This window comes from Pseudomonas sp. AM14(2022), from assembly GCF_036346455.1.
GTDB classification, from domain to species: Bacteria; Pseudomonadota; Gammaproteobacteria; order Pseudomonadales; family Pseudomonadaceae; genus Aquipseudomonas; species Aquipseudomonas putida_A.
The window spans coordinates 73995-87723 of sequence record NZ_JAOTNY010000003.1 but is presented as its reverse complement, the minus strand read 5'-3'; the positions used below and the strand labels follow the sequence as shown (position 1 = coordinate 87723).

Genomic DNA, 13729 nt, shown 5'->3' with positions numbered 1-13729 from the left:
GCCGATGGACACTCCAAAACCGCTGCAAAAGCCTGCGCACCTGCTGGACGATCTCGAGTCGATCCGCCAGTTGCTCGGCGATGACAACCTGCAACCGCCCTTGCTGACCGACACGGTCGAGGACGGCGAACAGGAACAGATTCCGATGTTGTTCGAGGCCGTCGACGCCACGCCGCCCGCCATCGAACCGCACCAAGCTCCGGCCCCGGCGCCTGCTGCCAAACCGGCAGCACCTGTGGATAAAGGCCCGGACGCCCTGCTGCACCTCGATAGCGAACTGCGCGCCGCCGCGCAATTGATCATGCAGGACGTGATCGACGACTTCGCGCCGCACATCGAAACCGAAATCAAACGCCGCCTTGAGGCGCGGATGGAACGGCTTTTGAGCCAATACGAATAACCACAAATCCCCTGTGGGAGCGGGCTTGCTCGCGAATGCGGTATGTCAGGCACCATCATCGCTGGCTGACACACCGAATTCGCGAGCAAGCCCGCTCCCACATTTGAACCGCGCACTACCTCCCCCGCTCGCCCTCGGCCCCATGCCCCGCTATACTTCCCGGCTTTTCCTGAATAAATGCCAATAGGGTCCCGCCGCGCATGGATAAGACCTACCAGCCGCACGCCATTGAAACTTCCTGGTACAACACCTGGGAGTCCGAGAACTATTTCGCACCGCAAGGCGCGGGCGATTCCTACACCATCATGATCCCGCCGCCGAACGTCACCGGCAGCCTGCACATGGGTCACGGTTTCAACAACGCGATCATGGACGCCCTGATCCGTTTCCGCCGCATGCAGGGTCGCAACACCCTGTGGCAGCCGGGCACCGACCACGCCGGTATCGCCACGCAGATGCTGGTGGAGCGTCAACTGGAAGCCACCGGCCAGAACCGCCACGACCTGGGCCGCGAGAAATTCCTCGAGAAAGTCTGGGAGTGGAAGGATCAGTCCGGCGGCAACATCAGCCGTCAGATCCGCCGCCTCGGTTCGTCCGTGGACTGGAGCCGCGAGCGCTTCACCATGGACGACGGTCTCTCGGAAGCGGTTAAAGAAGCCTTCGTACGCCTGCACGAAGACGGCCTGATCTACCGCGGCAAGCGTCTGGTCAACTGGGACACCAAGTTGCACACGGCGATTTCCGACCTCGAAGTGGAAAACCACGACGAGAAAGGTTTCCTGTGGAACCTCAAGTACCCGCTGGCTGACGGCGCGAAAACCGCTGAAGGCAACGATTTCCTGATCGTCGCGACCACCCGTCCGGAAACCATGCTCGGCGACTCCGCCGTCGCGGTTAACCCGAACGATGAGCGCTACAAAGCCCTGATTGGCAAATTTGTCGAGCTGCCACTGGTTGGCCGCCGCATCCCGATCATCGCCGACGATTACTGCGATCCAGAATTCGGCACCGGCTGCGTGAAGATCACCCCGGCCCACGATTTCAACGACTACGAAGTCGGCAAGCGCCACAACCTGCCACTGCTGAACATCTTCGACAAGAACGCCAACGTGCTGCCCGCCGCCCAGGTGTTCAACCTCGACGGCACGTTGAATGACAGCATCGATGGCAAGATCCCGGCCGAGTATGCCGGTCTCGAGCGTTTCGAAGCGCGCAAGCAGATCGTCGCTGCGTTCGACGCCGCCGGCCTGCTGGTCAGCGTCGACGATCACAACCTGAAAGTGCCGAAAGGCGACCGCTCCGGTACCGTCATCGAGCCGTGGCTGACCGACCAGTGGTACGTGTCGACCAAGCCTCTGGCTGAACCGGCGATTGCAGCCGTTGAAGACGGCCGTATCCAGTTCGTGCCAAAACAGTACGAAAACATGTACTTCTCGTGGATGCGCGACATCCAGGACTGGTGCATCAGCCGTCAGCTGTGGTGGGGCCACCGGATTCCGGCCTGGTACGACGAGTCGGGCAAGGTCTACGTCGGTCGCGACGAAGCCGAAGTGCGTGCCAAGCACAACCTCGGCCCGGACGTTGCGCTGCAACAGGACAACGACGTGCTCGACACCTGGTTCAGCTCGGGCCTGTGGACGTTCTCCACCCTCGGCTGGCCGGAAAAGACCGAGTTCCTGAAAAAATTCCACTCCACCGACGTGCTGGTCACCGGTTTCGACATCATTTTCTTCTGGGTTGCCCGGATGATCATGCTGACGATGCACCTGATCAAGAACGAGGACGGCACTCCGCAAGTACCGTTCAAGACCGTTTACGTGCACGGCCTGGTGCGTGATGGCCAGGGCCAGAAGATGTCCAAGTCCAAGGGCAACGTCCTGGACCCGCTGGACATCATCGACGGTATCGAGCTGGAAGCCCTGGTGCAGAAACGCACCTCCGGCATGATGCAGCCGAAACTGGCGAAGAAGATCGAGAAGCAGACCCGCGACGAGTTCGCCGACGGCATCGCCAGCTACGGCACCGACGCCCTGCGCTTCACCTTCTGCTCGCTGGCGTCCACCGGTCGCGACATCAAGTTCGACATGGGCCGCGTCGAAGGCTATCGCAACTTCTGCAACAAGATCTGGAACGCCGCGCGTTATGTTCTGGACAAGGGCGAAGACTGCGGCCAGAACGGCGAAGCCTACGAGCTGTCGCTGGCGGATCGCTGGATCATCTCGCAACTGCAGCGCACCGAAGCCGAAGTGACCCGTCAACTGGATCAGTTCCGTTTCGACCTCGCCGCGCAAGCGCTGTACGAGTTCATCTGGAACCAGTACTGCGACTGGTACCTGGAACTGTCCAAGCCAGTGCTGTGGGACGAAAACGCTCCGGTCGAGCGTCAGCGCGGCACCCGTCGCACCCTGGTGCGCGTACTGGAAGTGGCGCTGCGTCTGGCGCACCCGTTCATGCCGTTCATCACCGAAGAAATCTGGCAGCGCATCGCGCCGCTGGCCGGCATTCAGGGCAAGACGATCATGCTGCAGCCTTGGCCGGTGGCCAACGAGGAGCGCATCGATCCGGCCGCCGAAGACGACATCGAATGGCTCAAGGGCCTGATGCTCGGCACGCGCAACATCCGTGGCGAAATGAACATCGGCCCGGGCAAACCGCTGCCGATCTACCTGAAGAACGTCAGCGCTGAAGATCAGCGTCGCCTGACCGAGAACGAAGCGCTGCTGAAGAAACTGGCGCGTCTGGAATCGATCACGGTACTCGCTGCTGGCGAAGAAGCGCCGCTGTCCGCCACCGCACTGGTGGGCGAGATGGAAGTGCTGGTGCCGATGGCCGGTCTGATCGACAAGGGCGCCGAGCTGGCACGTCTGGACAAGGAAATCCTGCGTCTGCAGGGCGAAGTCCAGCGGGTTGGTGGCAAGTTGTCCAACGCCGGTTTCGTCGACAAGGCCCCGGCCGAAGTCATCGAGAAGGAACGCGCCAAACTGGCCGAGGCTGAACAGGCCCTGGGCAAACTGGCCGAGCAGCACGCGCGGATTTCCAGCCTGTAAGGGCAAGCCGCAATGAAAAAGGGAGGCCCGTAAAGGCCTCCCTTTTTTATTCAAGAATCGCCACGAATCCCCTGTGGGAGCGAGCCTGCTCGCGAATGCGGTGTGTCATTCAACCTATGTGTTGGCGGACACACCACTTTCGCGAGCAAGCCCGCTCCCACAGTTTGAACGGTGTTGCCTTTAGATGTGGGACAATACCCGCCACTTTCAGCCATACCCGAATCGATCACACCCATGAACGCCCCCCGCACACCCAAACCTGCGCGCAAGAAGCCTGATGCCGCGACCCCGGCCAAAGCCGTCGAGCCGCGTGAAAAGGCCAGCCTGCACCCGCGCAATCGCCACCAGGGTCGCTACGACTTACCGGCGCTGATCAAGACCACGCCGGAACTGGCAAAATTCGTGATCACCAACCCGTACGGCAAGGAAAGCATCGACTTCGCCAGCCCCGACGCGGTGCGCGTGTTCAACCGGGCGCTGCTCAAGGCGTTCTATGGCATCGAGCATTGGGACATTCCGGCGGATTATCTGTGCCCACCGGTCCCGGGCCGTGCCGATTACGTGCATTTCCTCGCCGACCTGCTGGCCAGCATGAACGACGGCAAGGTTCCGCGCGGTGCGATCGTCAACGTGCTGGACATCGGCATGGGTGCCAACTGTGTGTATCCGCTGATCGGTAACAGCGAATACCGCTGGCACTTCCTCGGTTCGGAAATCGACCCGACCGCCGTGGCTGCCGCCCGAGCCATCGTCCAGTCCAACGGGCTGAACAAAGTGATCCAGCTGCGCCAGCAGGAAAACCGCAAGCACATCCTGATCGGCTTGCTGGAGCCGGGCGAGCGCTTTGACCTGACCATGTGCAACCCGCCGTTCCACGCTTCGATGGAAGAGGCGACCAAGGGCAGCGAGCGCAAATGGCGCGCACTGGGCAAAGCCGATCCAAAACGCAAGCTGCCAGTGCTGAACTTCGGTGGGCAGTCCGCCGAGCTGTGGTGTGAAGGCGGTGAAGCGCGTTTCGTGACGCAACTGATCGCCGAAAGCGCGCACTTCCAGCACAAGGTGCTGTGGTTCAGCACGCTGGTGTCGAAAGCCTCGAACCTGCCCGCCATCGAAACCGCGCTGAAGAAGGCCGGTGTGCTGGAAAGCCAAGTGGTGGAGATGTCGCAAGGGCAGAAACAGAGCCGCTTCGTGGCCTGGACCTTCCAGACCAAGTCCGAGCAGCAGATCTGGCGGCGCGAGCGCTGGGTTCGCTGACACTGAGCTACTTGTGGGAGCGGGCTTGCTCGCGAAAGCGGTATATCAGCTGACATCAGGGTGACTGACACACCGCTATCGCGAGCAGGCTCACTCCTACAAAGGTTCGAGGTGCATCGCTAAATCGCAGACACAAAAAAACCGTGCCCGGATCACTCCGGTGCACGGTTTTTTATCGCTGCGTCTTACTTGTTCACAGCGTCGGTCAGGCCTTTGGCCACAACCAGCTTGATCACTTTCTTGGCAGGGATTTCGATGGCAGCGCCAGTCGAAGGGTTACGGCCAGTGCGGGCAGGACGCTCGGTCACTTTCAGCTTGCCGATACCTGGCAAGGTGATTTCGCCGCCGTTTTCCAGCTGATCGGCAACGATTTGGCCCAGTTGGTCCAGAGCGTTACGCGCGGTGGTTTTCGGCGCGTCGATAGCTTCAGCGATGTCGGCGATCAGTTGGTCTTTAGTAAGAGCCATGTAGTGTTCCTTCCCTATCAAATTCATATGGATTGCAGAGTGCAGTGTCAGCCATCGAGCCCGATCTTCTGGATCTGGCACCCTCGGCGATAACCACGACGAGTCGGGTTATAGATGCCGAAATCAGGGTTTGGTTCGACCTGACAAATGCTGATTGCACGCTTAACGCAGTGACTTCGCGTAAGACCGGGCAAAACTAGCACAGAGACGGGGAAATATCCGCCTCTAGCTACCCATTTGGTCAGCTTTATTGCTCTAAATCGGTAAAAAACTGCATAAGGGCACCCACCCGCCCTGGATTTGCCCTTCACCCCGCGCCAAAACCAGTGGTTGCGGTACACTGGGCGCTTTTTCGGGGGAGCCTGCCCTCCTCCCTTCCACCAGCCGAGAAGCCCATGCCGATCCGTCATTGCATCGTCCACCTGATCGACAAAAAACCCGACGGCACGCCCGCAGTTCTGCACGCCCGTGACTCCGAACTGGCTGAGTCCGCGGCCATCGAGAACATGCTCGCCGACCTCAACGAGAGCTACAACGCCAAACAGGGCAAAGCCTGGGGCCTGTTCCATCCGGAATCCGGCGCGTTTCCGTTCAGCGGCTGGCTGAAGGAATACATGGAAGGCGGCAAGGACTTCGCCACGTTCAGCAAGGTTGCGGTCGAGCATCTGCAGAAGCTGATGGAAGAGTCGAACCTGTCGGTCGGTGGCCACGTGCTGTTCGCCCACTATCAGCAAGGCATGACCGACTACCTGGCGATCGCCCTGCTGCACCACAGCGAAGGCGTGGCGGTGACCGATGAGCTGGACGTGACCCCATCGCGTCACCTCGACCTCGGCCAGCTGCACCTGGCGGCGCGGATCAACGTTTCCGAGTGGCAGAACAACAAGCAGTCCAAGCAGTACATCTCGTTCATCAAGGGCAAGAACGGCAAGAAGGTTTCTGAATACTTCCGCGACTTCATCGGTTGCCAGGAAGGCGTCGATGGCCCGGGCGAGACCCGCACGCTGCTCAAGGCCTTCAGCGACTTCGTCGAAAGCGAAGACCTCCCGGAAGACTCCGCCCGCGAAAAAACCAAGACCCTGGTCGATTACGCCAGCAGTCAGGCCAAGCTCGGCGAGCCGATGGGCCTGGAAGAGCTGTCGGAGCTGATTGACGAAGAACGGCCGAAAGCCTTCTACGATCACATCCGCAACAAGGATTACGGCCTGTCGCCGGAGATTCCGGCAGACAAACGCACCCTCAATCAGTTCCGCCGATTCACCGGCCGCGCCGAAGGCCTTTCGATCAGCTTTGAAGCGCACCTGCTGGGCTCGAAGATCGAGTACGACGAAGAGGCTGGCACCCTGATCATCAAGGGCCTGCCAACTTCGCTCACCGATCAGCTCAAGCGCCGCAACTGATGCTCGGCAATGTGCTGAAGAAGGTTGCGCTGGTTCTGCTGGTGGTCGTGATCTATCAGAACTGGGGCAAGATCGAGCGGGTGTTCAACCCGTCGCAGATGGTCTCTGAGCAAACGCGGGCGCAGGCCCATGTCGTGCTGTATGCCACCGACTGGTGCGGCTACTGCAAACAGACCAGGCGCTTTCTCGACAGCAAGGGGATTCCTTTCAGGGAATTCGACATCGAGAAGGACGCCGAGGCGCGCAAGGCGTACGAGGCGCTGGGCGGACGCGGGATTCCGCTGATCGACGTGAATGGCACGTTGATTCGCGGATTCGACCCGGACGAGATCCTCGCCGCCCTGAAATAACAACTGTGGGAGCGGGCTTGCTCGCGAAAGCGGTGTGCCAGTCAATAATGATCGCGACTGATTCACCGCATTCGCGAGCAAGCCCGCTCCCACAGGTTTTGTATCTGACTTGCGAGATCAGCGAGCTTCGATGCGGAAACCAAAGCGCGGAAAGTGCACATGCACCACGCCGCCACGCGGGTCTTCGCGACGCAGGATCAGCTCTTCGCGGCCGGCAAACAGCAACTCGCCCACCACCGGATCAACGCCGTAATCTGTCGCGGCAATCGCCACCTGCTGCCCGGCCTTGAAGCCGTTCGGATCGACAAACTGCTCATCCGGCAGCGCCGCCGGCGTCGAACTGCGCGCGACTTCCAGCGCCTCCTCGGCAGTCATCTCACTCGCGGCACCATGACCAAAGCCCAGCACACGCCCCAGCCAGGCAGTCACGGCCGGATATTCATCGACCAACGGCGAAGTGACGTGCGTCGCCTTGAGGAACCACAGCGGATGCGCCAGGGCGAAGTCGGCAATCGACGGTTCACCGAAGAGGAAGTCGCCCTGCTCGCGCTGCAACTGCTGCTCCAGCCGCGCCATGATCGTTGGCCATTGATGCTTGGCCTGTTCGGCCGACAGCCGGGTGGCGCTGCCGCCACTGAACAGCCCGGCACGGTCAGCGATAAACGCCTTGATCGCTTCCGGCGGCAACTTGCCGAAACGTACGGCCACCGATTCTGGCTGGAACACCAGGCTGACCGCGTGCTGGAACACCACCGAATCGGCCCAAGCGGCGAAGCTGGCGCTGGTCATTTCCTGCCCTTCCGGGAAAAACGCCGGCAGGGCTTTTTCCTGCTCCAGACGACGGGCAATCAACGAAGTGTCGCAATAGATGTCGGCGCCGACCTGCAACACCGGAGTCTTGCGATAGCCACCGGTCAGCGCGGTCAGATCCGGCTTGGGCATCACCGGCGAAATGTGCACCGAGCGCCACGACAAGCCTTTGAAGCCCAACAGCAGACGAGCCTTTTCGGCAAATGGAGAGGTCGGGTAATGATGCAGAATCAACTCGGACATGCTCGGCTCCGCCGCACAGAAAGTGAGTCCGCAGCTTAGCGTGCATTTGATTAGCAGCCTACAGATCTGCCTGATGAGAACCAATCAGTCAGATTGATAAGACGCGACCAGGCATTCCTTGGCGCTCTTGCGCAGTTTTTTGATCAGCCGTTCCTGACGCAACGCGTCGCTCTTGTCGCGGCAACGCTCGGTGTAGACCAGCGCCATCGCCGGGCTGGACAGGAAGAAGCGTGCGCCCTTGCCGCTTTGATGCTTGGCGAAGCGGCGCACCGGGTCGTCGCTGATCCCGCAGTACAGCGAACCGTTGGCCGCGCGCACGAGGTAGACGAACCAGGCCTTGCTCACTGGCTCGACGACTTCAACCGGTTTTTCGCTGAGGCTGGTCACTTCGGGATCTGGACGTGTAGGAAACAGGCCGCGATCTTATCAGCGAGTAGCCTGAAATGCCTTCAGACCTTTAAGCGCCTGCGCCCGGACCGCGTTGCGCACCAGCGGAGTCCAGCCGAGCAGCAGGCCTTTGAAGCCCAACGCCTGCCGCGACCAGCGCCACAGGTCGAAGTGATCGTGGTGCTCGCAGATCTTGCCGTCGCGAAAGACGAAGCGCGCCTGGATATCGTTGATCACCACGTTGCCAGTCTGGCTGAACAGGTAAGTGGCCACCCAGTGCGCGCCGCCGCTGCGCTCGTCGGCGCGGACATTGTCGAAGGTCAGGGAGAAGTCCTTGGCGCGGGTGGTGAGCATGCGCCACATGTCGCCGGCATCGCGCCCGCGCAGTTCACCGAAGGCCGGATCGCTGAACACCACATCGTCGGTATAGCAGGCGGCCATGGCCTCGGCGTCGAGGCGCTGGAAGGCCTGGTAGAAGCGGGTGATCAGGGCGGCGTGGGCTTCGCTCATGGGCAAACTCCGGGAAATGGACAGATTGCCAGCACGATAAGCTGCAAATCGCAGAAACACTATCGGCATTCGTGCACCGAATATCAGCAACACACAGAACCACTGTAGGAGTGAGCCTGCTCGCGATAGCGGTGTATCAGTCAGCGCAATGTTGACCGACACACCGTTATCGCGAGCAGGCTCACTCCTACAAGTTGAACCGTGTCAGATTTTCTCGCTTTGCACTTGCACGTACAGCGCCCGGCCCGCACCCAGCCCGGCAATGATCGCACCGGTGCCAATGATGCCGAAGATCCAGCCCACGGCATTCCAGCCGCCGGTCCAGTCATGCACCACGCCGACCGCGAACGGTCCCATCGACGCCAAGGTGTAGCCGAAGCCCTGGGACATACTCGACAGGTTCGCCGCCACATGCGAATCCCGCGAGCGCAGCACGATCAAGGTCAACGCCAGGCTGAACGTACCGCCCTGCCCCAGACCCAGCAGAATCGCCCAGCCCCACAGCCCTTCAATCGGCGCATACAGGCAACCGAACAGACCACCGAGGGTCAGCGCCATCACCACCACGATCGCCAGGCGCTGGTCCTTGCCACGGGTCGCCAGCCACGGCGCAGCCAGCGAACTGGCGAGCTGGATGATCACCGAGCCGGACAGCACCAGGCCGGCCTGGGTCGGAGTCAGGCCGCGGCCGATCAGAATCGACGGCAACCAGCCGAACACGATGTACGCCAGCGACGATTGCAGGCCCATGTACAAGGTCACTTGCCACGCCAGCGGATCGCGCAGCAGACCTTTCACCCGATAGGCGACGTTGTGCGCGCCGTGTTTCTGCCCGACCTGCGGCAGCCAGAACAACGCCGCCACCAGCGCCGGGATTACCCAGAAGCCCAGGCCCAGTGCCCAGCTGTGGTCGAAGTGTTCGCTCAACGGCACGGTGGAACCCGCGGCCATTGCCGCGCCCAGGCACAGGGCCATGGTGTACACGCCGGTCATGGTCCCGGCGTGTCTGGCGAAGTCGCGTTTGACGATGCCCGGCAGCAGCACGCCGATAATGCCGATGCTCGCACCGCCAAGCACGCTGCCTGCAAACAGCCCGATCTCACCGAAGTTGCTGCGCACAATGATCCCGGCGGCCAGGGTCAGCAGTATCCCCAGTACCACCCGTTCGGCGCCGAAACGCCGCGCCAGAATCGGCGCCAGCGGCGCGAACAGTCCCAGGCACAACACCGGCAACGTGGTCAGCAAACCGGCCTGAGCCGCAGACAGGCCAAGGCTTTTCGACACTTCGCTGAGCAGCGGCGCCATGCTCGACAGCGCCGGGCGCAGGTTCAGCGCCACCAGAATCAGTCCCAGCAACAACAGCCACGGCCGGCGCACCAGCGGATGGCTTTGCTGCACTTGTTCGTCGTCAGCCTCGGCGTCGATCAGCAGCTCCTCGAGCTCCGCCGTGCGCTTGGGGGTTGAAAAGTTTTTCTCGCTTTCAAGGTTCATTGATCAACTGTCTCGATATGGCTTTGGCCCGTTCCGGGTCGCGTTGTTCGACGGCATCGAGCAACTCGATGTGCAGGTCGAACACTTCCTGACGGCGCGGGACGATGTTCAGCGTCTGGCGCAATTGCGCGCCGACGATGCTGGAGAAATAGCGATACAACTCGCTGAGGGTCGGGTTGTGCGCGGCGTCCACCAGACGGCGGTGGAACACCAGATCGCAGGCAATGTAAGTATCGAGATCGCCATGGTAGTGGCTGCCGCTGGTGCCGAGCGCTTCGCGCAGCGCGAGCAGGTCTTCATCGGTGCGACGCAGCGCGGCCAGGCCAATCGCCTCAACTTCGAGGATGTGCCGGGTCTCGCGCGCCTGCTCCAGCGAGCAACGGGACAACGCTTTGAGCGTGTCCATCGGATCGACCACTGCGCGCAGATAACTGCCGTCGCCCTGCCGGATTTCGATCAACCCGGAAAACGCCAGCACACGCATGGCCTCGCGCACAGTGTTGCGGCTGATGCCCAGCTCGGCGCACAGCTCAGGCTCGGTCGGCAGCCGTTCGCCGACCTGCCACACGCCATCGGTAATGCGCTGACGCAATTGATCCAGGGCCTGATCGACCAGAGATCGCTTGATCAAAGGTGAGATGTCTGTCATGAAATTCGCCCTTTCATCCAATCATAGGATGAATTTTTTGACATGGTAGTCAGCTGAAGTGCCGCACACAACCCCAACCGAGACATCAGTCCTACCCGACGAGTTGTAAAAACCGCTGACAGGCGAAGTGATTTCCCACAGTCCGCAGTAATACTGCCGACATCACTTGCAGACGCTGGACTGCAGACTCTGGAAATTGATCCAGGGGCGTTTTGCCCCGTCTTTATCCAAAGGAAGATGCAACGTTCATGGTAGAAGTCAATTTTGGCAAGCGGCACGACCGCCCTTTTGTTCTGCAGAAAAATCGCCGATTGCTGGCAATCCGCAGCCACGCGGGAGCGCAGTTGGCGCAAACGCTTTGCTGCGAATCTGCTCACGCAGCGCTGGAAGGTTGCGAACTGTTGCTGCATGTCGAGGACGCTGATGTGCAGATTTTCAAACTGCCTGAGCACTCGGACGCCTCGCAACGCAAGGCGCTGTTACGCGAATTGCCCGACGTGCGCTTCGCGGGCAGCGTGCTGGTGGATCCCATCACTCAGGAGCCGGTGCTCTATACCGAAAATATCTTTTTGAAGTTCATCGACTCGCTGAAAGCCACCGAGTGCATGGTCATACTTCAAGCGCTGGGCCTGATGATCAAGCAACAGGTGCCGTATGCAAAAAATGCCTTTTTTGTGCATCACCCCGCCATCCATGGCATCGATATCTGCACCCTCACGAGTGAATGGCTGGAACGCGACGAGATCGAATACTGCCACCCGGAGCTGCTGCGCCAGGGTCAACGCCGAGCGATCCATGCCAATCAGTGGCACCTGAAGAAAACCACCGTGACCTATCAGGTTGAAATCGATGCCAGCGCCAACGTCGAAGCCGCACATGAGCTCGCGCAGGGCGAAGGCATCGTCATCGCAGTCATCGATGACGCGTTCGATATTGACCATCCCGAATTTTCCGGAGAAGGCAAAGTGGTCGGTGCACAGAACTTTGACCGACGCAACGCCAAAGGCGGCCCGCGCCCACAGAACGCCCTGGAGCGCCACGGTACGGCCGCCGCCGGCGTGGCTTGCGCCAATGGAAAGGACGGCGCCAGCGGTGTCGCCCCCAAAGCCAGCCTGATGCCGTTGAAACTCACCAAACCCTTGGGAGCCCGCGCGGAGGCCGACGCCTTTTTCTGGGCGGCCGATCAGGGAGCCGACGTCATTTCCTGCAGCTGGGGGCCGGCTGAAGGGCATTGGGCCGACCCGGCGGACCCGCGTCACACGCAAGTGTTTCCCCTGGCCGCCAGCACACGGCTGGCAATCGAATACGCCGCCACCAAGGGCCGCAATGGCAAAGGCTGTGTGATCTTTTTTGGCGCGGGAAACGGTAACGAGTGCGCCGATAACGATGGCTATTCCAGCCACCCCCACGTCATTGCGGTAGGTGCCTGCAACGATCAGAACCGGCGCAGTGCCTACAGTGATTATGGCAAGTCACTCTGGTGCTGCTTTCCCAGCGGCGATCAGCAACACCCCGATCCGAAGTTCAAACCTGCAACCTCGATCCCGCAGACCCGGGGTATCCGTACCACTGATTTGAGCGCAAAGTTTGCCGCCGCCACATTGCCGGCCTACACCGACACCTTCAGCGGTACCTCCAGCGCCTGCCCCGGCGCCGCGGGCATCGCTGCGCTGGTGCTCGGCGTCAATCCCGAGCTTGATCGCTCTGCGGTACGCCAGATCCTTGCCGATTGCTGCGACAAGATCGGCCACCCCGATGACGGGCCGCGCGGCCAGTACGACGAAAACGGCCACAGTCACTACTACGGGCACGGCCGACTCAACGCGCTGCGTGCCGTGCACCTGGCACTTGAACGCAAAACAAATGCGGGCTGATTCGCCTCCATGAAAAAAGCCCTGTCGGCATACCGGCAGGGCTTTTTGTCAGGCGAGCTTTTCAGGCAATCAATGCAGGATCTGGCTCAGGAACAGCTTGGTACGGTCATTCTGCGGGTTGTCGAAGAAGTCGTTCGGCGCCGCCTGTTCGACGATTTCGCCCTTGTCCATGAAGATCACCCGGTTGGCCACGGTGCGGGCGAAGCCCATTTCGTGGGTCACGCAGAGCATGGTCATGCCGTCCTCGGCGAGACCGATCATGGTGTCCAGCACCTCTTTGACCATCTCCGGGTCGAGTGCCGAAGTCGGTTCGTCGAACAGCATGATTTTCGGTTTCATGCACAGCGCACGGGCAATCGCCACACGCTGTTGCTGACCGCCGGACAGTTGCCCCGGGAATTTATGCGCCTGCTCCGGAATGCGTACGCGCTCCAGATAATGCATGGCGATTTCCTCGGCCTTGCGCTTGGGCATCTTGCGCACCCACATCGGCGCCAGCGTGCAGTTCTGCAGGATGGTCAGGTGCGGGAACAGGTTGAAGTGCTGGAACACCATGCCGACTTCGCGGCGGATCGCTTCGATCTGCTTGAGGTCGTTGGTCAGCTCCACGCCGTCGACAACGATGCGCCCCTGCTGGTGCTCTTCCAGACGGTTGAGGCAGCGGATGGTGGTCGATTTGCCGGAACCCGACGGGCCGCACAGGACGATGCGTTCGCCCTGTTTGACGTTGAGGTTGATGTCTTTCAGCACGTGGAACTGGCCGTACCACTTGTTCACGCCCTGCATCTGGATAATGCCTTCAGGGCCGACAGGCTTTTTGATTGCTTCGCTCATTTACAGAGAACTC

General features: G+C 60.9%; 13 protein-coding genes. 6 read left to right on the top strand and 7 right to left on the bottom strand.

Going from position 1 to position 13729, the window contains the following annotated elements; translation table 11 throughout:
* Positions 1 to 4 precede the first annotated feature (4 nt).
* The 3 genes from V3W27_RS07165 (at position 5) to rlmF (ending at position 4701) form a co-directional block, all read left to right on the top strand.
* On the top strand, positions 5 to 400 hold the full coding sequence (locus V3W27_RS07165; protein WP_027610950.1) for a hypothetical protein: 396 nt from the start codon (positions 5 to 7) through the stop codon (positions 398 to 400).
* Between the two features lie 200 nt (positions 401 to 600).
* Positions 601 to 3447, top strand: coding sequence for a valine--tRNA ligase (locus V3W27_RS07160; RefSeq protein ID WP_007965170.1), 2847 nt, complete (start codon positions 601 to 603; stop codon positions 3445 to 3447).
* A 234-nt stretch (positions 3448 to 3681) separates the two neighbouring features.
* The gene (gene rlmF / locus V3W27_RS07155; RefSeq protein WP_330206296.1) at positions 3682 to 4701 is read left to right on the top strand and encodes a 23S rRNA (adenine(1618)-N(6))-methyltransferase RlmF; all 1020 of its coding nucleotides are present in this window, start codon (positions 3682 to 3684) and stop codon (positions 4699 to 4701) included.
* 185 nt (positions 4702 to 4886) lie between these two features.
* Here rlmF and V3W27_RS07150 read toward each other — a convergent pair whose 3' ends face one another.
* A complete protein-coding gene (locus V3W27_RS07150; protein WP_003221909.1) occupies positions 4887 to 5168 on the bottom strand; it encodes an HU family DNA-binding protein in 282 nt (93 codons plus the stop codon).
* Positions 5169 to 5563: 395 nt separating this feature from the next.
* Between V3W27_RS07150 and yejK the strand changes: the two genes are divergently transcribed.
* Both yejK and V3W27_RS07140 read left to right on the top strand, forming a co-directional pair.
* On the top strand, positions 5564 to 6568 hold the full coding sequence (yejK, locus tag V3W27_RS07145; protein WP_330206295.1) for a nucleoid-associated protein YejK: 1005 nt from the start codon (positions 5564 to 5566) through the stop codon (positions 6566 to 6568).
* Positions 6568 to 6918, top strand: a complete 351-nt coding sequence (locus V3W27_RS07140; RefSeq protein ID WP_330206294.1) for a glutaredoxin family protein — start codon at positions 6568 to 6570, stop codon at positions 6916 to 6918. Before yejK ends, V3W27_RS07140 begins: the two co-directional genes overlap by 1 nt.
* 117 nt (positions 6919 to 7035) lie before the next feature.
* On the opposite strand, the gene V3W27_RS07135 is transcribed toward V3W27_RS07140, so the two are convergent.
* The 5 genes from V3W27_RS07135 to V3W27_RS07115 form a co-directional block, all read right to left on the bottom strand.
* The gene (locus tag V3W27_RS07135; RefSeq protein ID WP_330206293.1) at positions 7036 to 7971 is read right to left on the bottom strand and encodes a glutathione S-transferase family protein; all 936 of its coding nucleotides are present in this window, start codon (positions 7969 to 7971) and stop codon (positions 7036 to 7038) included.
* Positions 7972 to 8055: 84 nt separating this feature from the next.
* Entirely contained in the window at positions 8056 to 8358 is a 303-nt protein-coding gene (locus tag V3W27_RS07130; RefSeq protein WP_027610945.1) for a GIY-YIG nuclease family protein, read from the bottom strand.
* Between the two features lie 39 nt (positions 8359 to 8397).
* Positions 8398 to 8868 carry a nuclear transport factor 2 family protein gene (locus V3W27_RS07125; protein ID WP_027610944.1) on the bottom strand — a complete coding sequence of 157 codons (471 nt, stop codon included), beginning with the start codon at positions 8866 to 8868 and terminating at the stop codon, positions 8398 to 8400.
* A gap of 204 nt (positions 8869 to 9072) precedes the next feature.
* A complete protein-coding gene (locus V3W27_RS07120; protein WP_183785814.1) occupies positions 9073 to 10359 on the bottom strand; it encodes a CynX/NimT family MFS transporter in 1287 nt (428 codons plus the stop codon).
* A complete protein-coding gene (locus V3W27_RS07115; RefSeq protein ID WP_097086330.1) occupies positions 10349 to 11008 on the bottom strand; it encodes a FadR/GntR family transcriptional regulator in 660 nt (219 codons plus the stop codon). Before V3W27_RS07115 ends, V3W27_RS07120 begins: the two co-directional genes overlap by 11 nt.
* A 497-nt stretch (positions 11009 to 11505) precedes the next feature.
* Here V3W27_RS07115 and V3W27_RS07110 point away from each other — a divergent pair, with 497 nt between their 5' ends.
* Positions 11506 to 12882 carry a S8 family peptidase gene (locus V3W27_RS07110; RefSeq protein ID WP_330206454.1) on the top strand — a complete coding sequence of 459 codons (1377 nt, stop codon included), beginning with the start codon at positions 11506 to 11508 and terminating at the stop codon, positions 12880 to 12882.
* A gap of 69 nt (positions 12883 to 12951) precedes the next feature.
* Here V3W27_RS07110 and V3W27_RS07105 read toward each other — a convergent pair whose 3' ends face one another.
* On the bottom strand, positions 12952 to 13716 hold the full coding sequence (locus V3W27_RS07105; protein WP_003221897.1) for an amino acid ABC transporter ATP-binding protein: 765 nt from the start codon (positions 13714 to 13716) through the stop codon (positions 12952 to 12954).
* Positions 13717 to 13729 lie beyond the last annotated feature (13 nt).

Bases quoted from the DNA above. Each gene is read 5' to 3' on its own strand.
- V3W27_RS07165 (WP_027610950.1), top strand. From the start codon at position 5: ATGGACACTCCAAAACCGCTGCAAAAGCCTGCGCACCTGCTGGACGAT.
- V3W27_RS07160 (WP_007965170.1), top strand. From the start codon at position 601: ATGGATAAGACCTACCAGCCGCACGCCATTGAAACTTCCTGGTACAAC.
- rlmF (WP_330206296.1), top strand. From the start codon at position 3,682: ATGAACGCCCCCCGCACACCCAAACCTGCGCGCAAGAAGCCTGATGCC.
- V3W27_RS07150 (WP_003221909.1), bottom strand. From the start codon at position 5,168: ATGGCTCTTACTAAAGACCAACTGATCGCCGACATCGCTGAAGCTATC.
- yejK (WP_330206295.1), top strand. From the start codon at position 5,564: ATGCCGATCCGTCATTGCATCGTCCACCTGATCGACAAAAAACCCGAC.
- V3W27_RS07140 (WP_330206294.1), top strand. From the start codon at position 6,568: ATGCTCGGCAATGTGCTGAAGAAGGTTGCGCTGGTTCTGCTGGTGGTC.
- V3W27_RS07135 (WP_330206293.1), bottom strand. From the start codon at position 7,971: ATGTCCGAGTTGATTCTGCATCATTACCCGACCTCTCCATTTGCCGAA.
- V3W27_RS07125 (WP_027610944.1), bottom strand. From the start codon at position 8,868: ATGAGCGAAGCCCACGCCGCCCTGATCACCCGCTTCTACCAGGCCTTC.
- V3W27_RS07120 (WP_183785814.1), bottom strand. From the start codon at position 10,359: ATGAACCTTGAAAGCGAGAAAAACTTTTCAACCCCCAAGCGCACGGCG.
- V3W27_RS07115 (WP_097086330.1), bottom strand. From the start codon at position 11,008: ATGACAGACATCTCACCTTTGATCAAGCGATCTCTGGTCGATCAGGCC.
- V3W27_RS07105 (WP_003221897.1), bottom strand. From the start codon at position 13,716: ATGAGCGAAGCAATCAAAAAGCCTGTCGGCCCTGAAGGCATTATCCAG.